Genomic DNA, 23,929 nt, shown 5'->3' on the forward strand with positions numbered 1-23,929 from the left:
TCGGCGCAGGACCGTCAGGTGGCTTCGCTGTCGTACGGCGGCAGCTCTTCGGCGGAGAGGACCTTCGGCGCCCGGGACGCGGGCGCGGCCGGCTCGGCGCCTGCCGATGCCGCGTTCATGGCGGTGGCGGTCGCCAGCAGGGCGGCCGCCGAGCCGGTGGCGGGAGCGGCGGCGGGCCCCGGCTCCGCAGGCGGCGTCGGGGCGGCCGGGCGGGGCGCGACGGGGGTGTCGTCCAGCAGGGCGTCGCGGATGATGCGGCGCGGGTCGTACTGGCGCGGGTCGAGCTTGCGCCAGTCCAGCTCATCGATCTCCGGACCGACCTCTTCGCGCATGCGCTCCTTCGCGCCGCGCAGATAGTCGCCGGCCTTCTTGACCATACGCGCGAACGACTCCGCGTACCGCGGGAGCCGCTCGGGACCCACGATCAGCGCCGCGATCACGCCGATCACGAGCAGCTTCTCGATGGTGATGCCGAAGAACATGTCACAAGGGTACCGCCGCGCCTGGCCGCATCGCGCACGGTCTGCACCTACGCTGGGAACGCATGCGGCGCATCCATCGGGCCGCCAGGGAGTCGAAGTGAGCGAGCAGGACGCGAACGCGCGGTACGTCCGCGAAGCCATCATCGAACCGGACGAGATCGCCCGTGCCCGGGCACACGCGATCGAGCTCGGCGCGCAGCCGATCAGCGCTGCCGTGGGCGCGCAGATCGCGGTGCTCACCGCCGCCACCGGAGCCCGCTCGATCGTCGAGATCGGCACCGGCGCCGGCGTCTCCGGGCTGTGGCTGCTGCGCGGCGCGCCGAAGGCCGTGCTCACCTCCATCGACAACGAGCCGGAGCACCTCGCCGCGGCGCGCGCCGCCTTCCAGGACGCACGGATCGCCCCCACCCGGGCGCGCTTCATCGCCGGCCGGGCCGCCGACGTCCTGCCGCGCATGAACGAGGCCGCTTATGACATCGTGCTGGTCGATGCGGATCCGGAGAACGTCATCGAGTACGTCGAGCACGGCCTGCGCCTGGTCCGCGCGGGCGGGTCGGTGCTGGTGCCCCGTGTGCTCGCCGGCGGACGCGTGGCGGATCCGGTGCAGCGCGACGACGTGACGGTCGCGTACCGCTCGCTCATCCAGGAGACCCAGCAGTCCCCCGCGGTGCTGGCGGCGCTGAGCACCGTGGGCGAGGGCCTGCTGCAGCTGACCAGCGTCGCGGAGAGCTGACGCGCGGCCACCGGACGGATGCACGAGAAGAGGGACCGCCGAGATCGGCGGTCCCTCTTCTGATTCGTGGAATCGTGCGAGTCGTCAGGCGGCTGATACGACGCTGCTGAGCACGTCGTGAAGCTCCTTCGCCTCGGCGTCGTTGACGGAGACGACCAGACGCCCGCCGCCCTCGAGCGGGACGCGCACGATGATCAGCCGGCCCTCCTTCACGGCCTCCATCGGTCCGTCGCCGGTCCTCGGCTTCATCGCTGCCATCGCGGTGCTCCCTTTCCTCGGTGGTCTACAGCTTCCATATTAGTGGGTGCCCGGACACCGCTTACCGCGCCGGCATCGGTCAGGGCACGCGCCAGAACGTGTCGGCGTAGCCGTACACGTTCGCGATCCATACCCATTGCAGCCAGAGGCACAGCACCAGCACCGCCCCGCGCAGCCACCACGAACGGTGCCAGCCGACCGCACCCCACAGCGGCGCGAGCGGGAACAGCAGCCGCAGCGTGCTCGATTGCGGGAAGAACACCGCAAGCAGATACAGCACGTAGCCGGCCGCATAGAGACGGATCTCGGGGCCCAGCCGACGCACGCCGGGGCCCGCGATGAGCGCCGCCGCGAACAGTACGACGAGCAGGCCGAGCACGGCCAGGCCGACCCATCCGGGCAGCCCGAGGAGCTTCGCCCAGTACGGCATCGCCGACAGCCAGCCCTCGAACGGCGCGAACGACGGCTTCCCCGTCTGCGGCATCCAGAAGCCGCGCCAGCTGAGCTCGGTCTCCAGATACGCATTCGGCACGCCGGTCGCGATCCCCGCGATCACCTGCCAGGCGAACCCCACCACCACCGCGAGCGCGCCGAGTCCGAGGTAGTGGGCGATCTCGCGCCCTGACAGCGGATCCGTTCCGCGCCGCAGCCAGCGCAGCACGAGCATGAGTCCGAGCATGAGCGCGAAGGCCAGCACTCCGGGCCGGGTGAAGCCCATGAGCACGATGAGCGGATAGAGCCGCACGTAGCGGCGACGCATCAGCCCGTCGAGGGCGAGGAGCAGGAACAGCATGTTCAGCACCTCGGCGTAGCCGACCTGGAACAGGGCGCCGAGGGGGCCTGCCGCGAAGAACACCACGGTCCAGACGGCCGCCATCCGCCCGATCCTGCCCCGCATCATCCGGAACAGCACGAGGCAGGAGAGGTAGCCCGCCACGAGCGAGACGATCGCGGCGCCGATCGGCCATCCGCCCGCGCCGAACGGCAGCCCGACCACCTGGGACACCCACGCGTACAGCGGCAGGAACGCCCATGAGTTCTGGGTGACGTGCCCGTCCGGGCCGAGCGGCAGCGTGGTCGGATAGCCGTACACCGCGATGTACCAGTACCACTGCGCATCCCAGCCGCTCATGAACGAGACGATCGTCGCGTGGGGCCCGAACCGGGATCCGGGAGCGCCGGAGAGCTGGGTCGCGATCAGCAGCAGGACCGTGGTGATCAGCCGCGCGGCCAGGTAGATCCCGAGGATGCCGGCCCAGGCGGGGGTGCGGGCGTAGAGCCGTGCCGCCCGGCGCGGCAGGGCGGCGCGCTCAGACACCGCGGAGCCAGGAGCGCAGCCCCTGCTCGGTGGCCGTGATCTGCGCGACCGGGACCCTCTCCTCGTCATGATGCGCGAGATGCGGATCCCCCGGTCCGTAGTTGACGGCGGGGATGCCGAGCGCGGAGAAGCGCGCCACATCGGTCCAGCCGTACTTCGGCTTCGGCGTCGCGCCGACGGCCGCGACGAACTGCTGCGCGATGGGGGCGTCCAGCCCCGGGCGCGCCCCCTCCGCGACGTCGGTGATCTCCACCGCGAAGCCGGCGAACACGTTGCGCACGTGCGCCTCGGCGTCGGCGGCGGACTTGCTCGGCGCGAACCGGTAGTTCACCTCGATCTCGCACAGGTCGGGGATGACGTTGCCGGCGATGCCGCCGCTGATCCGCACGGCGTTGAGCCCTTCGCGGTACACCAGCCCGTCGACCGCGATCTCCCGCGGCCGGTACTCGGCCAGGCGGGCGAGGATCGGCGCCGCGCGGTGGATCGCGTTCTCGCCGATCCACGCACGCGCGGAGTGCGCCCGGACGCCCGTGGTGCGCACCACGGCCCGCAGCGTGCCGTTGCATCCGCCCTCCACCTCGCCGTTGGACGGCTCGCCGAGGATCGCGAAGTCGGCCTGGAACAGATCGGGGCGGCCCTCGGCGAGGAGCTTCAGCCCGTTGCGCGCGGCCTCGACCTCCTCGTTGTCGTACCACATCCAGGTGATGTCCACCGCGGGCTCCGTGAGCTCGGCGGCGAGCTTGAGCTGCACCGCCACCCCTGCCTTCATGTCGACCGTCCCGCGGCCCCAGATCATCGGCTCGCCGTCGATCTCGACGTCGCGCGTCGGCACGTTGCCGTTGATGGGAACGGTGTCGATGTGCCCCGCGATCGCGACGCGCTGCGCCCGCCCGAGGTTCGTGCGGGCGACGATCGTGTTGCCTTCGCGGATCACCTCGAGGTGCCCCAGGTCGCAGATCGCCTCCTCGATCAGGTCGGCGAGGTGCGCCTCGGATCCCGATTCGCTGGGGATGTCGCAGATCGCGCGGGTGATGTCCGCCGCGGAGGCGGTGAGATCGAGCGGCATGCCTCCCACCCTAGCGCCGCGTCATGAAGGCGAAGCTGGACGGCGGGTTTCGGTAGCGTGGACGCATGACCGACGCGCGCACGATCCACGGCTCCGGACTGACCACCATCGCCGGAGACGGCACCGTCCTGGACGCCTGGTTCGCCGAGATCGGCACCGGCGCGCCGTCGGCCGGCGACCTCGCCGCCTCCGCCGCCGCCTTCGAGGCGCTGGCCGGCCCCGACGAGCGCCGCAACGTCACGGTCGAGGCCGTGCAGCTGACGATCGACTTGGACGAGGCGCCGGCATCCACCGCGGACGCCTACCTGCGCCTGCACGCGCTCTCGCACCTGCTGGTGCGCCCGAACGAGCTGAACCTCGACGGCATCTTCGCGCACCTGCCGAACGTCGCCTGGACGAACGCGGGCCCGATGCTGCCCGCCGACGCCGCCCGCCTGCGCGCGCAGCTGCAGCGCGCCGGGATCCAGATCTCGGGCGTGGACAAGTTCCCCCGGCTCACCGACTACGTCCTGCCCCAGGGCGTCCGCATCGCCGACGCCTCGCGCGTGCGCCTGGGCGCGCACCTCGCCCCCGGCACCACCGTCATGCATGAGGGCTTCGTGAACTTCAACGCGGGCACGCTCGGCGCCTCGATGGTCGAGGGCCGGATCTCGCAGGGCGTCGTGGTCGGAGACGGATCCGACATCGGCGGCGGCTCCTCGATCATGGGCACGCTGTCCGGCGGCGGCACGCACCGCGTCTCCATCGGCGCACGCACCCTGCTCGGCGCGAACGCCGGCATCGGCATCTCGCTCGGCGACGACTGCATCGTCGAGGCCGGCCTGTACGTCACCGCCGGCACGAAGATCGTGCTCGCCGACGCCGCGCCGACGGCCGACGGCGGACGACCGGTCGTCAAGGGCGCCGAGCTCAGCGGCGAGAACGGGATCCTGTTCCGCCGCAACTCGCTGTCGGGCGCGGTCGAGGCGGTCCGCCGCGCCGGCGTCGGGGTGACCCTGAACGAGGCGCTGCACGCCTGAGCCGTCAGGCGCGGAGCGACCCGATCGCGAGTGACAGTACGCGGCGGCGCTGCTCCTCGTCGTCGTACGCGACCGCGCTCACGCCCGCGATGAGCTTGACGACGTCAGCGATCGCGACGTCCTTCTTGACAGCACCGGCCGCCTGAGCGCGGGCCAGCAGGGGCTCGCCCGCGCCGAGCATCACGCCGCGGCATTCCGCGAACACCGATGACTCGCGGTTGAGCCCGTCCAGCAGCACGTGCTTCGTGCCCACGTACTCGACGAACCGGCTCAGCCACGCCTCCAGCGCCGCCCAGGGCTCGAGGTCCGCCACCTCGTCGGCGGCATCGGCGAGCGCGGCGACCTCGCGCAGGTACAGCGTCTCGATGAGGTCGTCCCGCGTCGGGAAGTTGCGGTACAGCGTGCCGATGCCGACGCCGGCGCGACGGGCGATGTCCTCCAGGGATGCCCCGGATCCGTCCTCGGCGAACGCCTCCCGGCCCGCGGCGACGAGGGCGTCGAAGTTCCGCGCCGCGTCGGCGCGCCGCGGACGCCGCTCCTCCAGCGTGGTCGTCGCCCGGTTCTGACCGCCCATCGTGCCGTCCTTCCAGAAAAGTCTCGGGAACCTCTTGCGAAGCGGAGGCACCCTCCGTTAATCTCAATCCGGAGGCACCCTCCGTTCGGAGGTCTCCTCCCACTTTACCCCTCTTCTCCAGGCTCCGGAAGGGAACTCATGTCCCGCTCATCCACCTCGATCCTGGTCGCCATCGCCGTGGCGGTCTCCTCCATCGCACTTCTGCAGAACCTCGTCATCCCGCTCGTCCCCCTGGTGCAGGCCGAGTTCGGCGTCACCGCCGACGCGGCCAGCTGGACGATGACCGCCTGGCTCATCGCCGCGGCGGTCGCCACCCCGACCCTCGGCCGCGTCGGCGACCTGCGCGGCCGCCGCACCACCTTCCTGGCGACCCTCGGCGTCACCGCAGCCGGCGACGTGCTCGCCGCGGTCGCCCCGTCCCTCGAGGTGCTCATCGCCGCCCGCGTGCTGCAGGGCATCGGCGGCGCCCTGTTCCCGCTGGCCTACGGGCTGCTCCGCGACGCCCTCCCCCGCGAGCGCGTGACCGGGGCCATCGGCATCGTGAGCGCCGTCATCGGCATCGGCGGCGCCGCGGGGACCGTGCTCGCCGGCCCGCTCGCCGACCTCGTGGGCTGGCGCGGCACGTTCGCGGTGCCGTTCCTCGTCGCCGCGCTCGGCGCCTTCCTCACCCTCACCGCGGTCCGCGACACCGGGGTGCGCGCGCCGGGACGCGTCAACACGCGCTCCTCCGTGCTGCTGTCGCTGTGGCTGGTGGCCCTGCTCGTGCCGCTCAGCACCGGCGCACGCTGGGGCTGGATCTCACCCGCCGTGCTCGGGCTCTTCGGGGTCGCCGCCCTCGCCTTCGCGGCCTGGATCGTCTCGGAGCTGCGCTCTGCGGAGCCTCTCGTCGACCTGCGCCTGCTCGCCTCTCCGGCGATCTGGCCGGTGAACGCCGCCTCGCTGCTCATCGGCGCCGGGGTGTTCGCGTTCTGGGGCTACCTGCCGCAGTTCCTCGAGCTCGCCTCCGCGGCGGGCGGCACCGGACTCTCCGTCCGCGATGCCGGGCTCATGCTGGTTCCCATGCTCATCGGCATGAGCGGGATCGGCTTCGCGACCGGCGCCCTGAACCGCGTGCTCTCCCTGCGCACGCTGCTCGTGATCGGCGCGGGCCTGATGGCCGTGTCCGGAGCCGCCGCCGCGCTCGCGCACTCCGCACCGTGGCAGCTCGCCCTCGCCGGCGCAGGGTTCGGCATCGGCTGCGGGCTCGCCTACGCAGCCTCGGCAGGCATCGTCGTGCAGAGCGTGCCGGCGCAGGTCACGGGCGTCGCGACGGGCGTGAACGCGAACCTGCGCACGATCGGATCCGCGATCGGCTCTGCCGCGACCGGCGCGATCGTGTTCGGCTCCTCCGCGCACGGCACGGCCTCCGGCTTCGCCGCCGCGTGGGCGCTCGTCGCCGTCAGCACGCTGCTGGCCGGCGTGATCGTGTGGGCCGTGCGCACGCGCACCGCGCCGGCGACCACGACGTCGACCGCCGTACCGGTGCTCGCCGACGCGGCCTGAACGGCGGGATCCGGGATCCGGGATAGGATGGACGGGACGTCGGATCATCCGGCTTCTCGTCGCCTTCCCGGATCCTCCCATTCCCCCTCGGAACGGGCAGAGTTCTTCTCCACGGCAGCGGAGCACCGCTCCCCCTCGTGATCCGGTTCTCGAGCGGCGACCTTTCGCGTCACGCAGACGCCCGTATGCGACCGGCACACCCGGTCCAGGAGATATCCATGCCTTCCTTCCTCGATCTCGGCGTGCCCGCGCCTCTTGCCGCGGTGCTCGCCGGCGACGGCAAGACCGAAGCCTTCCCGATCCAGCAGGGCACCCTGCCCGACTCGCTCGCCGGCCGTGACCTGCTCGGTCGCGGCCGCACGGGCAGCGGCAAGACCCTCGCGTTCTCGATCCCGCTCGTCGCGCGCCTCACCGGTGCGACGTCGCGGCCGCAGCACCCGCGCGGCCTCGTGCTCGCGCCGACGCGCGAGCTCGCCACGCAGATCGCGGCGACCATCGCGCCCCTCGCCAAGGCCGCGGGGCTGCGCGTCACGACCGTGTTCGGCGGCGTCAGCCAGCGCCCCCAGGAGGAGGCGCTGCGCCGCGGCGTCGACATCGTGGTGGCCTGCCCCGGCCGCCTCGAGGACCTCATGAAGCAGGGCGTGGTGCGCCTCGACGAGGTGCGCATCACGGTACTCGACGAGGCCGACCACATGGCCGATCTGGGCTTCCTGCCCGGGGTCACCCGCATCCTCACCGCCACCCCGCAGGGCGGGCAGCGCCTGCTGTTCAGCGCGACGCTGGACAACGGCATCGACGTCCTGGCCCGCCGCTTCCTCTCGAACGCGGTCAGCCACGAGGTCGACGAGGCCAGCGTCCCCGTGGGCGAGATGACGCACCGTGTGCTCGAGGTCGCCGACGCCGACGCGAAGAAGACGCTCGTCAACACCCTCGCCTCCGGCATCGGACGACGGATCCTGTTCACGCGCACCAAGCACCAGGCGAAGAAGCTCGCCAAGGTGCTGACCACGGCCGGGATCCCCGCCGTGGACCTGCACGGCAACCTCGGCCAGAACGCCCGCGAGCGCAACCTCGCCGCGTTCTCGGCGGATCCGGCCGACGGCGGCGTGCGCGTGCTGGTCGCCACCGACGTGGCCGCGCGCGGCGTGCACGTGGACGACGTGGACCTGGTCGTGCACGTCGACCCGCCCGCTGAGCACAAGGCGTATCTGCACCGCTCCGGCCGCACGGCACGTGCGGGCGCCGCTGGCACCGTCGTCACCGTGCTGCTGCCGGAGCAGCGGCGCGACGTGAAGGACCTGCTCCGCAAGGCGCAGATCAGCGCGGGCATCGAGCAGGTGTCCCCCGCCTCCCCCGCCGTCATGGAGCTCGTCGGCGAGAAGGCGGCGTACGTCAAGCCGGCGCCCAAGCCCGTGCAGCAGCAGCCGGCCAAGAAGAAGCCGGCCGGGAACGCCGGCGCCCCGCGTCAGAACCAGCCGCGCCAGGGACAGAGCGCCCAGCGCCGGGCGAACGCCTCCGGAGACGTCGCCGCTCCCGCACCCGCTCGGCGGCGCCGGCGCCGGTCGTCGCGCCCCCAGGGCACCCCGACCGCGCGCTGACGAGCGCCGCAGAACACCGCAACGGCCGCGAGACCTTCCCGTCTCGCGGCCGTTGTGCGCTGTCGTGCACGCTGCGGTGTGCGCTGTCTCGTGCGCACCGCGGGCTCACGCAGGCCTCGAATATCCCTTCACACCGGTGTCGAGGAACACGCAGGCGGTGTCCCCGACGGTCCACGCATCGTGGCCGGGGCTGAGGTCGACCACGTCGCCGGGACCCATCTCCAGCTCCGTGCCGTCGTCGAACCGCACGGTCATCCGCCCCTCGAGGCAGATCCCGGTGTGGTGCGTCTGGCACGACTCCGTGCCCGCGATCGGCTTGACGTCGTTCGACCAGCGCCAGCCGGGTTCGAACACGCCCCGCCCCATCGTGAAGTCGCCCAGGGTGACGACGTCCATGTGACCGTGGTCGTGGAAGGGGCGCCGCTCGTGCGGCGTCTCGATGTTGTGCTTGTCAGACATGAGAACCTCCCGCGGGTGATCGGGTGGACGGCACCGGCGGCGCTCACCCGGGACGCTCATGATGCCGCGCCGGACGCGGCCGAGCGCGCCCGCGCCGCCTGGACATGATCGTCGTGTGCGGATTCGGGGTCATGGCGCCAGCCACGTCCTGCACCGCCTTGCGGCGTCGTCAGATCGACCTCGACCGTCCCTGCCGCCCCCAGTCACCTGTGTCCTACACCCGGCGCCGAACGACGTCAAGAGGCGGCGGAGGCGCGGCGTGGAGCGCGCCGGATGCGCCAGGATCCGCGCGTCACCGGGCCGGGTTCAGTTCCGGCGGAACTCGCGCTCCGGCGAGCCCGTGTAGAGCTGCTGCGGACGGCCGATCTTCGTCTGCGGATCGAGGTTGAGCTCGCGCCACTGCGCCAGCCACCCGGGCAGACGGCCGATCGCGAACAGCACGGTGAACATCCGCGTGGGGAAGCCCATCGCCTTGTAGATCACGCCGGTGTAGAAGTCGACGTTCGGGTAGAGCCGGCGCTCCCGGAAGTAGTCGTCGGCGAGCGCGATCTCCTCGAGCTCCTTGGCCAGGTCGAGCAGCGGGTCGGTGACGCCGAGCTCGGCGAGCACCTGGTCCGCGGCGGCCTTGACGAGCTTGGCGCGCGGGTCGTAGTTCTTGTAGACCCGGTGCCCGAAGCCCATGAGCTTCACGCCGTCTTCCTTGTTCTTCACGCGCTCCACGAAGCGCTGCATGCTCTGACCCGAGTCGCGGATCTGCCCGAGCATCGTGAGCACGGCCTCGTTCGCGCCGCCGTGCAGCGGGCCGGAGAGCGCCTGGATGCCCGCGGAGATGGAGGCGAACTGGTTCGCGCCGGTGGAGCCGACCAGGCGCACGGTGGACGTGGACGCGTTCTGCTCGTGGTCCTCGTGCAGGATGAGCAGCAGCTCGAGCGCCTTGGACATGACCGGGTTGATCTCGTACGGCTCGCTGTGCACGCCGAAGTTGAGCTTGAGGAAGTTGTCCACGAAGCTCAGCGAGTTGTCCGGGTACAGGAACGCCTGGCCGATGCTCTTCTTGTGCGCGTAGGCCGCGATGACCGGGAGCTTGGCGAGCATCCGGATCGTGTTCAGCTCGACGTGCTCGCGGTTGTGCGGATCGGACTCGTTCTCGTAATAGGTCGAGAGCGCCGCGACCGCGGAGGAGAGCACCGCCATCGGGTGCGCGTTGTCGGGCAGCGCCTGGAAGAAGTGCTTGAGATCCTCGTGCAGCAGCGTGTGGCGGCGGATCTTCTCGTCGAACTCGGCCAGCTCGGCGGGCGTGGGAAGCTCGCCGTAGATGAGCAGCCAGGCGACCTCGAGGTAGCTGCAGGCGTTCGCGATCTGCTCGATCGGATACCCGCGGTAGCGCAGGATCCCCTGGTCTCCGTCGATGAACGTGATCGCCGACTTCGTCGACGCCGTGTTCACGAACCCGTAGTCCAGCCCGGTGTGGCCGGTCTGCCGGGTGAGGGTGGAGAAGTCGATGCTGGCGTGCCCGTCCGTGCCGTGCAGGACCGGGAACTCCGCGGTCGTCTCGCCTACTGTCAGCGTCGCCTTCGTAGGCCGCTCGCCCGCTGCGCTCACGCAGACCTCCTCATGCGTCTGTCGATTGGGGGATGTGCGATCGGTGCCGGTGGGCGCGGATCGCGACGCTGCTACAGCCTATCCCCCGTCCGGACCTACTGTGAAAACGACCAAGACTGCGGCGCGAACGGGTGCGGAACCCTACGAAACGCTGGCACGGAGACGGCCGGCAGCCGCCTGGATGCGCTCCAGCGGCGCCGTGAGCGACAGACGCACGTGCTCAGCCGAGTGGTCGCCGTAGAACGGTCCGGGGCCGGCCAGGATGCCGAGGTCGGCGAGCCGTCCCATCGACTCCCAGGCGTCGCGCCCCTCGGTCGCCCACAGGTAAAGGCCCGCCTCGGAGCCGTCGAGGCGGAAGCCCGCCTCGACGAGCGCGGGGCGCAGCACCTCCCGGCGGCGGCGGTACAGCTCCTTCTGCGCGGCCACGTGCTCGTCGTCGCGCAGCGCCACCTCCATCGCGTGCTGGACGGGGGCGGGCGGCATCAGTCCGAGGTGCTTGCGAGCGGTGAGGATCTCCCCGACGATGCGAGCGCACCCGGCGACGAACGCGGCGCGGTAGCCGGCGAGATTCGACTGCTTGCTCAGCGAGTAGACGCTCAGCAGGTTCGCACGAGTGCCGCCGGTGACGCGCGGATCCAGCACGCTGGGCACACGTTCCGTGGCCCACGGCCCGTCCCACCCGAGCTCGGCGTAGCACTCGTCGCTCGCCAGGGTCGCGCCGAGCTCGCGCGCACGACGCACGGCCGCAGCCAGCTCGTCGACCGTCCAGGTGCGTCCGTCCGGGTTGCCCGGGGTGTTGATCCAGATGAGCTTCGCGCCCTCCGGCCAGCGCGCCGGGTCGTCCTCGCTGACCACGGTCGCGCCGGCGACCTGGGCACCGACGGCGTACGTCGGATAGGCGACCCGGGGCTGCACCACGATGTCGCCGGGGCCGAGCCCGAGCAGCGTCGGCAGCAGCGCGACGAGCTCCTTCGAGCCGATCGTCGGCATCACGTTGTCCACGCGCAGGTCGGGCACTCCGCGGCGCCGCGCGTACCACTCGACGATCGCCTCCCGCAGCGCCGGAGTGCCGACCGTCTGCGGGTAGGAGTGCGCGTCGGTCGCCTCGGAGAGCGCGCGGCGGATGATCTCAGGCGTGGGATCCACCGGGGATCCGATCGCGAGGTCCACGATGCCGTCCGGGTGGGCGGCGGCGCGCTCGCGGAACGGGGTGACCGCGTCCCAGGGGTAGTCGGAGAGGTCGCGGACGGACATGCCGTTATTCGCCCTGCGGCGGCAGCGCGGCGATGATCGCGTGGTCGTGGTGGATCACGCCCACCTTGGCGGCACCACCGGGGGATCCGATCTCGTCGAAGAACTCGACATTGGCCTTGTAGTAGTCGGCCCACTCCTCGGGGAGATCGTCCTCGTAGTAGATCGCCTCGACCGGGCAGACCGGCTCGCAGGCACCGCAGTCCACGCACTCGTCCGGGTGGATGTACAAGGAACGCTCACCCTCGTAGATGCAGTCCACAGGGCACTCGTCGACGCAGGCGCGGTCCTTCACGTCGACACAGGGAAGAGCGATCACGTAGGTCACGGATCCAGTCTACGACCCGTCGGCGGAGCCCTCTCGCGCGTGCGGTTCTTGCGCGGCGCCGGCCGCCTGCTGCTGCGCCGCACGGGCCGCCTGCTCCTGCTGGATCCGGCGGATACGGCCGAAATCGGGCCAGGCGGCCACGAGCAGCACCATTCCGGCGACGGTCCAGGTCCAGACCACGCCCAGCACATCGTTCGGCACGATCACCGATCCACCCGGGCCGCGCCCGGAGATCACGATCATCCCGGCCAGCATGCCCAGCCCCGTGATCAGCGCGCCCCAGCGATCATGCAGCAGCAGACGCACGGCGAGCAGCATCCCGCCGCAGGCGACGACGCCGAGGGCGAGACCGGCCCAGCCCGCACCCCAGAGGGAGGAGGCGTGCGTGACCGTGGTGGCCAGGCCGAAGACGGCGCCCACGATGAACAGCGCCACCCACGAGAGCGCCCGGTTGAGCCATGATCCACGCACGTCTCGAGCTTACGCGGCCCATCCCAGGAGCCGGAGGAGAGCGGCGACGACGGCCGCGGCGACGACGACGACGAGGAACGACTGCCGCAGCCACAGCAACCCCGCCGCCACCAGGACCGCGGGCACCCGGGCGTCCACGACGATGTGCTGCCCGGAGGCGAGGCTCTGCACCGCCACGAGCGCGGCGAGCAGGGCGACCGTGAGCAGGTCGGTGATGCGCGCAGGACGGGGAGCCTCCAGCACCGAGGCCGGCACCAGATAGCCGGCGCCCTTGAGCGCGAGACAGCCGATCGCCGCGAGCAGCACGGCGTTCCACAGCGTCATGCCGGCACCTCCCCCGTGGGCGCGTCCTTCCGCCCCAGCCAGTTGAACCAGCCGACGACGATCGCGACGAGCGCCGCGACGAGCACCGGCAGCCCCGGGATCAGCACGGGAGTGAGCACGGTGGCGACGGCCGCGGCGGCGATCCCCACGGCGATCGCCTGGCGCCGGCGCAGCCGCGGCCACAGCAGGGCGAGGAACGCCGCCGCCGCAGCGGCGTCGAGCCCGTAGGTCTTCGGGTCCCCGAGCACGTCGCCGAGCAGCGCTCCGAGCAGGGTCGTCAGGTTCCAGCCGGCGTAGATGCCGAGGCCAGTCACCCAGAAGCCGACGGTGCGCGCCCGCGGCGACGTCTGCGCGAGCGAGACCGCGGTCGACTCGTCGATCGTGAACGGCGCGGCCGCCGCACGCCGCAGCGCACCACGGCCGATCACCGGCGACATCCGCATCCCGTATGCCACGTTGCGCACGCCGAGCAGCAACGCCGATGCGATCGCGGCCGGCGCGGCGGCGAGGCCGCCCGCGCCGATGACGCCGACGAAGGCGAACTGGGATCCGCCGGTGAACATGAGCAGGCTCAGCACGCAGGTCTGCCAGACGTCGAAGCCGCTGGCCACGGCGAGTGCGCCGAAGGAGATCCCGTAGGCGCTCGTCGCGAGCGCGACGCCGAGTGCCTCCTTGCGGGCGGTGCGGACCTCCGCGGTGGCGTCGTCCTCGCCGATCGTTCGCCCCTCTGAACGCATGACGATCATTCTGAACACGAGATAAGTGTTTGTCAAGGCGAACGATCGTTTGGGATACTGGCCGCATGGACGATCTCCGCGAGCGCATCTCCCGGTCCCTGCGGCGCGAGCGGGAGGCTGCCGGGATCTCGGTCTCCGAGCTCGCACGCCGCGCCGGCGTGTCCAAGGCGACCGTGTCCCAGCTGGAGAGCGGATCCACCGGTCCGAGCGTGGAGACGCTGTGGGCGATCGCGGACGCGCTGGGGCTGCCCTTCGCGGCGTTCGTCGAGGAGCGCACCACAGCGCCGACCCTGATCCGCGCCGGTGAGCACGCCGGCGTCCCGTCCGCCGCCGCGCCCTACGTGGCGACGCTGGTCGCCGCCTGCCCCCCGGGGGCGCGCCGGGACATCTACATCATCCAGGCGGAACCCGGGGAGCCGCGCCGCTCGCAGCCGCACCACGTCGGCACCACCGAGCACGTCGTGCTCATCGGCGGCCGCGCGCTGGTCGGCCCGGCGGACGAGGCCGTGGAGCTGCGCCCCGGCGACTACCTCTCCTACCCCGGCGACGCCGGGCACGTCTTCGAGGCGCTGGAGGCCGGCACCTCCGCGGTGCTCATCTCCGAGCTGCGCTGACCCGCGCCGCTCAGCGCCGAGACCCCCACGCAGCGCCGAGACCCCCACGCAGATCCGCGGATCCGTGGGGGTCTCGGCGGCAGGTGGGGGTCTCGAGGAAGAGGAGTGCGCGGGTTACGCGTTCGCGTCCTGACGCTTCAGACGCGAGGCCTCGCGGCCGCGGACGGTCGCGTCCAGGATCACCTTGCGGATGCGCACCTTCTCGGGCGTGACCTCGACGCATTCGTCGTCGCGGGCGAACTCGAGGCTCTCCTCGAGCGTCAGCACGCGCGGCGGCGTCATGGATTCGAAGTTGTCCGCCGTGGAGGAGCGCATGTTGGTGAGCTTCTTCTCCTTGGTGATGTTCACGTCCATGTCGTCGGCACGCGAGTTCTCGCCGATGACCATGCCCTCGTAGACCTCTTCGGTGGGCTGCACGAAGAACGACATGCGCTCCTGCAGGGCGATCATCGCGAACGGCGTGACGACACCCGCGCGGTCGGCCACGATGGAGCCGTTCTGGCGGGTCGTGATCTGACCGGCCCACGGCTCGTAACCGTGCGAGATCGCGTTCGCGATGCCGGTGCCGCGCGTCGTGGTGAGGAACTCGCTGCGGAAGCCGATGAGGCCGCGGGACGGGACGATGAACTCCATGCGCACCCAGCCGGTGCCGTGGTTGGTCATGTTCTCCATGCGGCCCTTGCGGTTCGCGAGGAGCTGGGTGATCGCGCCGAGGTACTCCTCCGGCGTGTCGATCGTGAGGTGCTCGAACGGCTCGTACGTCTTGCCGTCGATCTTCTTCGTTACCACCTGGGGCTTGCCGACGGTGAGCTCGAAGCCCTCGCGGCGCATGTTCTCGACCAGGATCGCGAGCGCGAGCTCGCCGCGGCCCTGCACCTCCCAGGCGTCCGGACGGCCGATGTCGACGACCTTGATCGAGACGTTGCCGATGAGCTCGCGGTCGAGGCGGTCCTTCACCATGCGCGCGGTGAGCTTGTGCCCCTTGACCTTGCCCATGAGCGGCGAGGTGTTGGTGCCGATGGTCATCGAGATGGCCGGGTCGTCGACCGTGATGGCGGGCAGCGGACGCACGTCCTCCGGATCCGCGATCGTCTCGCCGATCGTGATGTTCTCGATCCCGGCGATGGCGACGATGTCGCCCGGGCCGGCCGACTCCGCCGGGAAGCGCTCGAGCGCCTTCGTCTTGAGCAGCTCGGTGATGCGCGCGTTGCTGGTGGATCCGTCGCCGCGCACCCACGCCACGGTCTGGCCCTTCTTCAGGGTGCCGTTGAAGACGCGCAGGAGCGCGAGTCGACCCAGGAACGGCGAGGAGTCGAGGTTGGTGACCCAGGCCTGCAGCGGAGCCTCGTCGTCGTACGCCGGGGCCGGCACGTGCTCGAGGATGGCCTCGAACAGCGGCTCGAGGTCGTCGTTGTCGGGCAGCGCGCCGTTGTCCGGGCGGGTGCGCGAGGCGGCGCCGGCGCGGCCGGAGGCGTACACCACCGGGACGTCGAGCAGCGCGTCCACGTCGAGGTCGGGCACGTCGTCCACAAGGTCGGAGGCGAGGCCCAGCAGCAGGTCGTGGGCCTCCTCCTCGACCTCGGCGATGCGCGCGTCGGGGCGGTCGGTCTTGTTCACCAGCAGGATGACCGGCAGCTTCGCCTCGAGCGCCTTGCGCAGCACGAAGCGGGTCTGCGGGAGCGGGCCCTCGGACGCGTCCACGAGCAGCACGACGCCGTCGACCATGGACAGACCGCGCTCCACCTCGCCGCCGAAGTCCGCGTGGCCCGGGGTGTCGATCACGTTGATCGTGATCGGAGTGTCGGTGTGCTTGCCGTTGTACGTGATCGCCGTGTTCTTGGCGAGGATCGTGATGCCCTTCTCACGCTCCAGGTCGTTGGAGTCCATGGCGCGCTCCTCGACGTGCGCGTGCTCGCCGAAGGATCCGGTCTGGCGGAGCATGGCGTCGACGAGCGTGGTCTTGCCATGGTCGACGTGCGCGACGATGGCGACGTTGCGGAGATCGGAACGGAGGGCGTGCGCCATGAAGGAATCCAATGCAGATGGGGTTTCGCCCGGGATTCCGGACTCTTCAGGATACAACACCGCACCTGGACGGCCTCTGCGCGACGGATCCATACGGCTCCGCCGTACGCTCGACGCATGAGGATCGCTCTGCCCCCGCCCCCGCCGGATGCGCCGTCGCGGAGGCGGCTCCGGTGGGAGATCGCGATCGTGCTCGCACTCGGGCTGGGGCAGTCCGCGGTGTACTCCGTGGTGCAACTCGTCGACCGCTTCTCACGCTCGACGCCGCTGGCGCAGCAGACCGCGACGCTCAATCCCGCGCTCTCCGACCGGCAGGTGTTCGACCTGGTCTACCAGCTGCTCGGGATCGGCTTCTCCGTGGTTCCGGTGCTGCTGGTGTGCTTCCTGCTGTGGCTGCCGACGCGGCCGCACCTGGGCGCACTCGGCCTGGACGGGCGCCGCGTCGGCCGCGACGCCGGGTGGGGCGCCGTTCTGGTGCTCGCCATCGGCGTCCCCGGGCTGGGGCTCTACATCGCGGGCCGGCTGACCGGCCTCTTCGTGGCCGTGGATCCGGGTGCGCAGAGCGCGTACTGGTGGACGATCCCCGTGCTCCTGCTCTCGGCTGCGCGCGCCGCCACTGAGGAGGAGTTCGTCGTGCTCGGCTACCTGTTCGCTCGGCTGCGACAGCTCGGTTGGGGGCCGTGGACCATCGTGCTGGCGACGTCCGCGCTGCGGGCGACGTACCACCTCTACCAGGGCCCGGGGGCGTTCATCGGCAACCTCGGGATGGGGCTGCTGTTCGGCGCCCTGTTCCTGCGCTCCGGGCGGCTGCTGCCGTTCCTCGTGGCGCACTTCCTCATCGACGCCGCAGCGTTCGTCGGCTACCCGTGGGCGGCGACCACGTGGCCCGCGCTCTTCGGCCTCCCCGCGCACTGAGGCGCGCGGACCCGGCGGTATCCCGGATCCCGGATCCCGGATCCCGCCTCAGATCCGCGAGACTGCAACCACGCGACGAGACTGTAACAGCCTGCGGCAGTCTCGTCCCTCAGTTGCAGTCTCGCGGGCCATAGCCGGTGGTGATCGTGCGCCCTCAACAATGAGGCTTGGCGGTGAGATGTGAACGGTTCTCGTAGGGATCGGCCCGGGGGTTCGCGGGCCGGCCGACCATGGACGCATGCGCACGAGAGAACCCCTGACGCTGCAGCCCTCGCCGATCGCGCTGATCCGTGCATCCGGGGCGACGAACGGCCCTCGGCTGCACAACGCGCACCGGCGCGGCGAGCTCACTCGGATCGTGCCCGGCGTCTACGCCGCGACGGCGAACTGGACGAGGCTCAAGCGAGGCCAGCAGTATCTCGCGAAAGTGCACGCGGCCAGCGCTCGCTTCCCGGATCATGTCGTGTGCGGCCACTCAGCCGCGGCTCTGTACGGTATCAGCCTGTCCCGCCCCTCGGATCCCGTGCATCTGCTGGGTTCCACCGGGACCGCGCGAGTCTCGGGTCCGGTGAGGTTCGTCGTGTCGCGCGACGAGCGCGACGTTCGCCACGTGGACGGGATCCTGGTCACCTCGGTCCCGGACACCATCGTCGACGCTGTGCGTGACAGCACTCCGGGGATCGGGCTCGCCTATGCGGACATGCTACTGAGGGCACAGTCCCGAATCTCGACTGACCGCCTGCGCGCGATCAACGAGGCACGCCTGTCGTCTCGCTTTCGTGCCCGGGCACGCTGGGCGCTGGAACGCGCGACCGGCATCCCGGAGAGCCCACTCGAATCGATCAGTCTGGCCGTCATGGAGTTCGGTGGTTTCGAACTGCCCGAGTTGCAGGTCGTGTTCCTGGACGAAGGCGAGGAGGATCGCGTGGACTTCTTCTGGCGCAGCTGCGGCGTGATCGGCGAATCCGACGGCGACGTGAAGTACTCCGGAGAGTTCGGGGATCCGCAGGCCATCATCCGAGCGGAGAAGCTCCGGCAACGGCGGCTGCGCCGGCGAGTGACCAACGACCTGCGGTGGGGTTGGCCAGAGGTGCGTACGCCCGACTTGCTCACAACGATGCTTCTCCGGGCGGGGATCCCTCGCGTCAAGCCCTCCGACGCGGGCATGCTTGCCGCGTTGCGCCTTGCTCTGCGTTGAGCGACGGATACCCCGGATATCTCCCAGCTCCGCGGAGCCCGCGGGAGATCCGAGACTGCAATCACACGACGAGACTGCAACAGCGTGCTGCAGTCTCGTCGCTCAGTTGCAGTCTCGCGGTCAACGAGGGCGGGGCCGGGCGACCCACGCCCCGCCGGCCCCGCCGCGCATTGAGGCGCCGCCGCGCGCGCGGATCAGCGGGTGACCGCGACGGCGATGGTCGCCCAGACGACGATCACGAGCAGGGCACCGAGCGCCGGCCAGTCCCAGCTGCGCCGGATCGGCGCGTCCGCGCCCTCCCCGGCCGGACCGGCCGGGCGCTCCACGGCGTTCTCCCACAGGGCGCGGACGTCCGTGAGCGCCTGCAGGCTCTGCGGGACCGTGATCTCGCCGGAGCGCTTCATGCGCGGCGACTGGATCCGGCCGGGGCCGCCCCAGCACGCCAGCGTGCGGCCGTCGTCCAGCGTGAAGTCCAGCTGCCAGCGCAGGTCGAGCTCCGTGACCCGGCGCCAGCCGAACCGGGTGCGCCGAAGGAGGTTCTGCACCTTCGCGCCCTCCTCGTCGACGTGCACCATCGACGCGACGCTGACCACGTAGATGAGCCACAGCACGAGCAGCACCCACGGGGCGAACAGGAGCATGAGACCCCAGCTGCCGCGCACCACGGCGTCGCCGAGCAGGAACACCGCCAGTGCCGCGCAGACCACGAGAACGGCGATGCCCGTGGGGGCGCGGTAGGTCCGCGCCCCCACGGGCATCTGATCCATCGAGCTCACGCGCTGCGACCACCCAGGGTGATCGAGACGCCCGGGATGGCCTGGAGCAGTCGCTCCGTGTACTCCTGCTGCGGGTTGGCGAAGATCTCGTCCACGGTGCCCTGCTCGACCAGCTTGCCCTTCTCCATCACGCAGACCAGGTCGGCCGCGACGCGCACGACCGCGAGGTCGTGCGTGATGAACAGGTACGTGAGGTCGAGCTCGCTCTGCAGCTCGGCGAGCAGCTTCAGGATCTGATCCTGCACCAGCACGTCGAGCGCCGAGACCGCCTCGTCCAGGACGACGATGTCGGGCTTGAGCGCCAGGGCGCGCGCGATGGCGACGCGCTGACGCTGTCCGCCGGACAGCTCGTTCGGGTACCGGGTGGCGAGCTCGCGCGGGAGCGAGACCTGGTCCAGCAGCTCGAGCACGCGCTCTCGCCGCGAGGCGGTGTCCCCCACGCCGTGGATTTCCAGCGGCTCCGAGATCGTGTTGCCGATGTTGCGCAGCGGGTCCATGGAACCGTAGGGATCCTGGAACACCGGCTGCATGCGGCGACGCAGGGCGAGCGTCTCGCGGTTCGAGAGGCCCGCGGTGTCGACGCCGTCGATCTTGATCGAGCCGCTCGTCACGTCCTCGAGCTTGAGCACCATCTTCGCGACGGTCGACTTGCCCGAGCCGGACTCGCCGACCAGCGCCAGCGTCTTGCCCTTGGGGATGTCGAACGACACGTTGTCGACCGCGCGGAACGGGACGCTGCGGAACTGGCCCTGGCGGATCTTGTAGTCCTTGGTCAGGTCGCGCACGGAGACCGTCGGCGGCATGCCGGCGATGTCGTCGCTGGTCTCGATGCCCTGCCGCTCGTGGACGGCCTGGATCCGCTGCGACGCGATGCTGGGAGCCGCGGCGACCAGCTTCTTCGTGTACGGGTGCAGCGGGTTCTCCAGGATCTCCCGGCTGGGACCTGCCTCGACGATCTCGCCGTTCTGCATGACGATGATCTTCTCGGCGCGCTCCGCCGCGAGACCCAGGTCGTGCGTGATCAGGAGCACCGAGGTGCCCTTCTCGCGCGTCAGCGAGGCGAGGTGATCCAGGATCACGCGCTGCACCGTCACGTCCAGCGCCGAGGTGGGCTCGTCCGCGATGAGCAGCTTCGGGTCGGCCGCGAGGCCGATTCCGATCAGCGCGCGCTGGCGCATGCCCCCGGAGAACTGGTGCGGGTACTGGTGCAGACGCTTGGCGGCGTCGGCGAGACCGGCCTGCTGCAGCACCTCGATGGTCCGCGCCTCGACCTCCTTGCGGCCCTGAGCGAGTCCGTTGGCGCGGATCGCCTCCTTGACCTGGAAGCCGATCGACCACACCGGGTTGAGGTTGGACATCGGATCCTGCGGCACGTAGCCGATCTCCCGGCCGCGGATCTTCTCCATCTGGCCCTCGGTGAGCCCGGTCAGCTCCTGACCGTCGAGCGTGATGCTGCCTGCGGTCACGTGGCCGGTGCCGGGCAGCAGGTTGACGATCGCCGACGCGGTCGTCGATTTGCCGGATCCGGATTCGCCCACGATGGCCAGGGTCTCGCCTCGGTACAGGTCGAGGTCGACCCCGTGCAGCACCTCACGGGAGCCCTTCTGGGTGTCGAAGGCGACCTTCAGGTCGCGGATGCGCAGCAGCGGCATGTCAGCGGTGGTGCTCATCGGCGCGCCCTCGCTCTCGGGTCGAGGGCGTCTCGCACGAGCTCGCCCAGCATGATGAACGCGAGCACCGTGACGGTCAGCGCGATCGACGGATAGATGAGCGCCATCGGCGCGACGCGCAGGGACTGCTGCGCCTGGCTGATGTCGTTGCCCCAGCTCATGGTGCCGCTTCCGAGGCCGACCCCGAGGAACGACAGGGTCGCTTCGGCGACGATCGCGGCGGCGAGGCTCAGCGTCGTGACGACGAGCAGCGGGGCGATCGCGTTCGGGATGACGTGCGACAGCAGCGTGCCGAACCGCGACTTCCCGAGCGCGCGGGACGCCATCACGAAGTCCGCCTGACGCACCCGCAGCACTTCGGCGCGCACGACGCGAGCCGTGGAGGCCCACGCGAACCCGCCGATCGCGAACGCGAGGGTGAACACGTTGCGGAACTGCGCGAACACGCTCATCACCACGACCGCGGCGAGGATGTAGGGGATCGAGAAGAAGATGTCACCGATGCGGGAGAGCAGCGAGTCCAGCCAGCCGCCGTAGAAGCCGGCCAGGGCGCCCATCACCAGTCCGATGACGGATCCGATCAGGGTTGCGAGCAGGCCGACCGACAGCGAGGTGCGCGCACCCCAGACGGTGCGCGCGTAGATGTCGCAGCCCTGGAAGGTGAAGCCCAGCGGGTGACCGGCGGTCGGACCGCCGTTGGAGTTGGACAGCTGGCAGTTGCTGTTCGGCGGGGTCTGCGTGAACAGCGTGGGCCACACGGCCATGAGCACGATGATCAGCACGATCACGAGCGAGATCCAGAACATCGGACGACGGCGGATGTCCGCCCAGGCGTCGCGCCAGAGGTTGGACGGCTTCTCCGCGATCTTGATCGCGTCGACCGCGATCGTGCCCTCGGGGATGGGAGCGACGTAATGCGTCGCGCTGGTGTCAGACATAGCGGATCCTCGGGTCGAGCAGGCCGTACAGCAGGTCGACCACCAGGTTGACCAGCACGTAGATGATCACGAACACCGTCACGAAGGAGACGATCGTCGGGCCTTCGTGCTGCAGCGTCGCGTGGAACAGCGTGTTGCCGACGCCGGGCACGTTGAAGATGCCCTCGGTGACGGTCGCGCCGACGAGCAGGACGCCGAAGTTGGTCGCGGAGTTGGTGATCACGGGGATCAGCGAGTTGCGGAGCACGTGCACCGGGATGACGCGCCGTCGCGGCAGTCCCTTGCTGTAGGCGGTGCGCACCCAGTCCTGGTTGAGAGTGTCGATCACGGATCCGCGCATCAGGCGCATGCTCGTGGCGTACAGGCTCACGCCCAGCACGATGGCGGGCAGCCAGAGGTCCCCCCAGTCGTTGTCCCCGCCGACCGTCGGGCTGAACCACTGCAGCTTGACCGCGAGGAAGTACTGGGCGAGGAACGCGATTACGAAGATCGGAAGCGAGATGAAGATCAGCGACAGGACGAGCATCGAGTTGTCGAAGATCTTGCCCTTGCGCAGGGCCGAGAACGTGCCGATGATGATCGCGAGCACGAACTCGATGCCGATCGCCATCACCGCGAGACGTCCTGTGACCGGCAGCGTCGCCGCCAGGACGTCGTTGACCGAGCGACCGGAGAACGTGGTGCCCATGTCGCCCCGGAAGATGCCGGTGAGGTAGTACCAGTACTGCACGATGAACGGCTGGTCCAGGTGGTACTGGGCCGTCAGCGCTGCGAGCAGCTGCTTGCTGGGCTGCTTGTCGCCGAAGAGCGCGGCGATGGGATCGCCAGGCATGGCGAAGACCAGGAAATAGATGAGCAGTGTGGCCCCGAGGAACACCGGGATCACCTGCAAGAGGCGTTTGAGGATGTAGCCGACCATCCGCCCCTCCTTTCAGATGAGGAGGCGCCTCGGGAGCCCGCACGATCCGTGCAGGTGCGACGCCTCACTGAGAATCGTGTCACGTGTTCGACGCGCACGACACTTTGGGTTGGCACTGTTTTGACAGCGCGCGAGGCGGTGACGTGATCGTCACCGCCTCGCGGGTGTGATCCCTCGGGCCGGTCAGCCCTTGGTGATCTCGTAGTACAGCGGAACCGAGTTCCACCCGAACTGGACGTTGTTCACGCCCTTGGCGAAGCCGCCGTTGACGTTCGAGTACCACAGCGGGATGGCGGGCAGGTCCTTGAAGAGGATCTCCTGTGCCTGCTCGTAGTCCTTCGTGGCGTCCGCCTGGCTGGTCGCCGAGGCGCCCTTCGCGACGAGCTTGTCGAACTCGGGGTTCGAGTAGTCGCTGTCGTTCGACGAGGCCTTGGTGCCGTAGAGCGGCTGCAGGAAGTTGTACTGCGCCGGGTAGTCGGCCTGCCAGCCGGTGCGGAAGGCGGTCTTGATCGTGCGGGCGTTCACGTCCTTGCGGAGCGTGGCGAAGTCCACGTACGGGTTGCCGGAGGCGTCGATGCCGAGGTTGTTCTTCAGCTGGTTCGCCACAGCGTCGACCCAGGCCTGGTGGCCGCCGTCCGAGTTGTACGCGATCTGGAACGAGCCGCTCCACGGCGAGATCTTGTCGGCCTCAGCCCACAGCTCCTTCGCCTTCTTCGCGTCGAACTTCAGCACATCCGAGCCCTTGATCGAGTCGGACCAGCCCGCGATGACCGGCGAGGTGAAGTCCTTAGCCGGGGTGCGGGTGTTGTTGAAGATCGTCTTGGTGATCGCGGCGCGGTCGATGGCCATCGAGATGGCCTCCTTGCGCAGCTTGCCCTCGTCACCGGTGAAGTGCTCGGCGTTGCCCGGGATCGTGAACGACTGGAAGATCGCGGCCGGCTGGTTGACGGCGCGGTCGCCCAGGTCGGACTCGAACGTCTGCTGCGCGGACGACGGGATCTGGTCGATCACGTCGATCTTGTTGCGCTTCACGTTGTGTCCTCCTGTGGACCGTTGACAGCAAACTGCACACTCATCATCGAGTGTGTAGGGATAATCGAGCGTAACCGCCG

At 70.2% G+C, this 23,929-nt stretch carries 25 protein-coding genes; 7 read left to right on the forward strand and 18 right to left on the reverse strand.

From position 1 onward, the window contains the following. Positions 1 to 14: 14 nt before the first annotated feature. Complete coding sequence (locus ACYQ1L_RS13375; RefSeq protein WP_460004579.1) at positions 15 to 482, reverse strand: twin-arginine translocase TatA/TatE family subunit; 468 nt, start codon at positions 480 to 482, stop codon at positions 15 to 17. A 97-nt stretch (positions 483 to 579) separates the two neighbouring features. Between ACYQ1L_RS13375 and ACYQ1L_RS13380 the strand changes: the two genes are divergently transcribed. After that, the gene (locus ACYQ1L_RS13380) at positions 580 to 1,215 is read left to right on the forward strand and encodes an O-methyltransferase (RefSeq protein ID WP_460004580.1); all 636 of its coding nucleotides are present in this window, start codon (positions 580 to 582) and stop codon (positions 1,213 to 1,215) included. 84 nt (positions 1,216 to 1,299) lie between these two features. Here ACYQ1L_RS13380 and ACYQ1L_RS13385 read toward each other — a convergent pair whose 3' ends face one another. The 3 genes from ACYQ1L_RS13385 to dapE all read right to left on the reverse strand — a co-directional run bounded on the left by ACYQ1L_RS13385 (position 1,300) and on the right by dapE (position 3,857). After that, entirely contained in the window at positions 1,300 to 1,473 is a 174-nt protein-coding gene (locus tag ACYQ1L_RS13385) for a DUF3117 domain-containing protein (protein WP_159575493.1), read from the reverse strand. A 79-nt stretch (positions 1,474 to 1,552) separates the two neighbouring features. After that, a complete protein-coding gene (locus tag ACYQ1L_RS13390) occupies positions 1,553 to 2,791 on the reverse strand; it encodes a hypothetical protein (RefSeq protein ID WP_460004581.1) in 1,239 nt (412 codons plus the stop codon). Beyond that, the gene (dapE, locus tag ACYQ1L_RS13395; protein ID WP_460004582.1) at positions 2,784 to 3,857 is read right to left on the reverse strand and encodes a succinyl-diaminopimelate desuccinylase; all 1,074 of its coding nucleotides are present in this window, start codon (positions 3,855 to 3,857) and stop codon (positions 2,784 to 2,786) included. Before dapE ends, ACYQ1L_RS13390 begins: the two co-directional genes overlap by 8 nt. 65 nt (positions 3,858 to 3,922) lie before the next feature. On the opposite strand from dapE, the gene dapD reads away from it, so the two are divergent. Then, the gene (dapD, locus tag ACYQ1L_RS13400) at positions 3,923 to 4,876 is read left to right on the forward strand and encodes a 2,3,4,5-tetrahydropyridine-2,6-dicarboxylate N-succinyltransferase (RefSeq protein WP_460004583.1); all 954 of its coding nucleotides are present in this window, start codon (positions 3,923 to 3,925) and stop codon (positions 4,874 to 4,876) included. Between the two features lie 4 nt (positions 4,877 to 4,880). Here dapD and ACYQ1L_RS13405 read toward each other — a convergent pair whose 3' ends face one another. Continuing rightward, positions 4,881 to 5,450: a TetR/AcrR family transcriptional regulator gene (locus ACYQ1L_RS13405; protein ID WP_460004584.1), complete on the reverse strand. Its 570-nt coding sequence runs from the start codon at positions 5,448 to 5,450 to the stop codon at positions 4,881 to 4,883. Positions 5,451 to 5,588: 138 nt separating this feature from the next. On the opposite strand from ACYQ1L_RS13405, the gene ACYQ1L_RS13410 reads away from it, so the two are divergent. Both ACYQ1L_RS13410 and ACYQ1L_RS13415 read left to right on the forward strand, forming a co-directional pair. After that, a complete protein-coding gene (locus ACYQ1L_RS13410; RefSeq protein ID WP_460004585.1) occupies positions 5,589 to 6,992 on the forward strand; it encodes an MFS transporter in 1,404 nt (467 codons plus the stop codon). A 218-nt stretch (positions 6,993 to 7,210) separates the two neighbouring features. Continuing rightward, on the forward strand, positions 7,211 to 8,590 hold the full coding sequence (locus ACYQ1L_RS13415) for a DEAD/DEAH box helicase (protein WP_460004586.1): 1,380 nt from the start codon (positions 7,211 to 7,213) through the stop codon (positions 8,588 to 8,590). Positions 8,591 to 8,695: 105 nt separating this feature from the next. Here the strand turns inward: ACYQ1L_RS13415 and ACYQ1L_RS13420 are convergent, their stop codons facing one another. The 7 genes from ACYQ1L_RS13420 to ACYQ1L_RS13450 all read right to left on the reverse strand — a co-directional run bounded on the left by ACYQ1L_RS13420 (position 8,696) and on the right by ACYQ1L_RS13450 (position 13,762). After that, positions 8,696 to 9,049 carry a cupin domain-containing protein gene (locus ACYQ1L_RS13420; protein ID WP_460004587.1) on the reverse strand — a complete coding sequence of 118 codons (354 nt, stop codon included), beginning with the start codon at positions 9,047 to 9,049 and terminating at the stop codon, positions 8,696 to 8,698. A gap of 306 nt (positions 9,050 to 9,355) precedes the next feature. Further along, a complete protein-coding gene (locus ACYQ1L_RS13425) occupies positions 9,356 to 10,651 on the reverse strand; it encodes a citrate synthase (protein ID WP_460004588.1) in 1,296 nt (431 codons plus the stop codon). Positions 10,652 to 10,792: 141 nt separating this feature from the next. Beyond that, positions 10,793 to 11,905 carry a succinyldiaminopimelate transaminase gene (gene dapC, locus ACYQ1L_RS13430; protein ID WP_460004589.1) on the reverse strand — a complete coding sequence of 371 codons (1,113 nt, stop codon included), beginning with the start codon at positions 11,903 to 11,905 and terminating at the stop codon, positions 10,793 to 10,795. A 4-nt stretch (positions 11,906 to 11,909) separates the two neighbouring features. Then, entirely contained in the window at positions 11,910 to 12,230 is a 321-nt protein-coding gene (fdxA, locus tag ACYQ1L_RS13435; protein ID WP_045251441.1) for a ferredoxin, read from the reverse strand. A gap of 9 nt (positions 12,231 to 12,239) precedes the next feature. Beyond that, positions 12,240 to 12,701: a histidinol dehydrogenase gene (locus tag ACYQ1L_RS13440; RefSeq protein WP_460004590.1), complete on the reverse strand. Its 462-nt coding sequence runs from the start codon at positions 12,699 to 12,701 to the stop codon at positions 12,240 to 12,242. 9 nt (positions 12,702 to 12,710) lie between these two features. Next, positions 12,711 to 13,025, reverse strand: a complete 315-nt coding sequence (locus ACYQ1L_RS13445; protein ID WP_460004591.1) for an AzlD domain-containing protein — start codon at positions 13,023 to 13,025, stop codon at positions 12,711 to 12,713. After that, positions 13,022 to 13,762: an AzlC family ABC transporter permease gene (locus ACYQ1L_RS13450; protein WP_460004592.1), complete on the reverse strand. Its 741-nt coding sequence runs from the start codon at positions 13,760 to 13,762 to the stop codon at positions 13,022 to 13,024. The genes ACYQ1L_RS13445 and ACYQ1L_RS13450 overlap by 4 nt, the downstream gene beginning before the upstream one ends. Positions 13,763 to 13,827: 65 nt before the next feature. Between ACYQ1L_RS13450 and ACYQ1L_RS13455 the strand changes: the two genes are divergently transcribed. Then, positions 13,828 to 14,376, forward strand: a complete 549-nt coding sequence (locus tag ACYQ1L_RS13455) for a helix-turn-helix domain-containing protein (RefSeq protein WP_460004593.1) — start codon at positions 13,828 to 13,830, stop codon at positions 14,374 to 14,376. A gap of 114 nt (positions 14,377 to 14,490) precedes the next feature. On the opposite strand, the gene typA is transcribed toward ACYQ1L_RS13455, so the two are convergent. Continuing rightward, positions 14,491 to 16,401: a translational GTPase TypA gene (gene typA / locus ACYQ1L_RS13460; protein WP_460004594.1), complete on the reverse strand. Its 1,911-nt coding sequence runs from the start codon at positions 16,399 to 16,401 to the stop codon at positions 14,491 to 14,493. 117 nt (positions 16,402 to 16,518) lie between these two features. On the opposite strand from typA, the gene ACYQ1L_RS13465 reads away from it, so the two are divergent. Both ACYQ1L_RS13465 and ACYQ1L_RS13470 read left to right on the forward strand, forming a co-directional pair. Then, on the forward strand, positions 16,519 to 17,316 hold the full coding sequence (locus tag ACYQ1L_RS13465; RefSeq protein ID WP_460004595.1) for a CPBP family intramembrane glutamic endopeptidase: 798 nt from the start codon (positions 16,519 to 16,521) through the stop codon (positions 17,314 to 17,316). Positions 17,317 to 17,674: 358 nt separating this feature from the next. Further along, positions 17,675 to 18,514, forward strand: a complete 840-nt coding sequence (locus ACYQ1L_RS13470; RefSeq protein ID WP_460004596.1) for a type IV toxin-antitoxin system AbiEi family antitoxin — start codon at positions 17,675 to 17,677, stop codon at positions 18,512 to 18,514. 194 nt (positions 18,515 to 18,708) lie between these two features. On the opposite strand, the gene ACYQ1L_RS13475 is transcribed toward ACYQ1L_RS13470, so the two are convergent. The 5 genes from ACYQ1L_RS13475 to ACYQ1L_RS13495 all read right to left on the reverse strand — a co-directional run bounded on the left by ACYQ1L_RS13475 (position 18,709) and on the right by ACYQ1L_RS13495 (position 23,849). Beyond that, a complete protein-coding gene (locus ACYQ1L_RS13475; protein WP_460004597.1) occupies positions 18,709 to 19,281 on the reverse strand; it encodes a PH domain-containing protein in 573 nt (190 codons plus the stop codon). A gap of 5 nt (positions 19,282 to 19,286) precedes the next feature. Further along, a complete protein-coding gene (locus tag ACYQ1L_RS13480) occupies positions 19,287 to 20,960 on the reverse strand; it encodes a dipeptide ABC transporter ATP-binding protein (protein WP_460004598.1) in 1,674 nt (557 codons plus the stop codon). Next, a complete protein-coding gene (locus tag ACYQ1L_RS13485; RefSeq protein WP_460004599.1) occupies positions 20,957 to 21,898 on the reverse strand; it encodes an ABC transporter permease in 942 nt (313 codons plus the stop codon). The genes ACYQ1L_RS13480 and ACYQ1L_RS13485 overlap by 4 nt, the downstream gene beginning before the upstream one ends. After that, positions 21,891 to 22,817 carry an ABC transporter permease gene (locus ACYQ1L_RS13490; RefSeq protein WP_460004600.1) on the reverse strand — a complete coding sequence of 309 codons (927 nt, stop codon included), beginning with the start codon at positions 22,815 to 22,817 and terminating at the stop codon, positions 21,891 to 21,893. The genes ACYQ1L_RS13485 and ACYQ1L_RS13490 overlap by 8 nt, the downstream gene beginning before the upstream one ends. A gap of 183 nt (positions 22,818 to 23,000) precedes the next feature. Further along, the gene (locus ACYQ1L_RS13495; protein ID WP_460004601.1) at positions 23,001 to 23,849 is read right to left on the reverse strand and encodes a peptide ABC transporter substrate-binding protein; all 849 of its coding nucleotides are present in this window, start codon (positions 23,847 to 23,849) and stop codon (positions 23,001 to 23,003) included. Positions 23,850 to 23,929: the final 80 nt, after the last annotated feature.

The organism is Microbacterium xylanilyticum, assembly GCF_054654695.1.